The 592-nt window shown below is 65.4% G+C and carries 1 protein-coding gene; it reads right to left on the bottom strand.

From position 1 onward, the window contains the following. Positions 1-146: 146 nt before the first annotated feature. Complete coding sequence (locus tag BKD30_RS15050; protein ID WP_218189320.1) at positions 147-341, bottom strand: hypothetical protein; 195 nt, start codon at positions 339-341, stop codon at positions 147-149. Positions 342-592 lie beyond the last annotated feature (251 nt).

Below are 592 nucleotides of genomic sequence, written 5' to 3'. Positions count from 1 at the left end.
TCGGCGATCGTGCGCGAGGACTCGATGACCGCACGAACGGCCTCGACCTTGAACTCCTCACTGAACTTCCTCGGAGCCATCAATTCCCTTCCCATCTCCCAAGAAATCCTACCTTGGGGTTCGTGGTCCGGAATCAATCCCTCACCTCAAGTTTGCAGCGACACGGCGCCGTTGCCGGTCCCCACGTCCACCGACCCGGAGACCCGGTCACTGACCGCCACCGGCACCCGGGTCGCGCCCGGCCGGGCGCCGAGCTTGCCCAGCAGGCTCGTCTGCGTCGCGTCCGCGCCCGGGACCACCACCGGGACGAACGCGTGCGCCGCCGACGCGGTCCCCGCCACCAGGGACAGGCTCACCACCCCCGACAACAACAAACGCCCGCCACGGCGAACACCATGACGAGCGTTCAAACCCGGACCTGCCGCACCCTGTCTGGGCGCGGCTGGACCGTTCCCACTCTGGTGGACACAGGGTTTGATGGGCGGGTTCCCGAGAAATGAAGGGAACCGGCTATGGGATCGACGAGACGTAGCTTCACTGACGAGTACAAGGCCAACGCGGTAGATTTGGTTGTGAATGATGGCCGCGCGAT

Origin of the sequence: Tersicoccus phoenicis (genome assembly GCF_001968835.1) — a bacterium.
Lineage (GTDB): Bacteria > Actinomycetota > Actinomycetes > Actinomycetales > Micrococcaceae > Tersicoccus > Tersicoccus phoenicis.
Note: the sequence above shows the minus strand (reverse complement) of the source record. Positions and strands in the feature narration are given on the sequence as shown.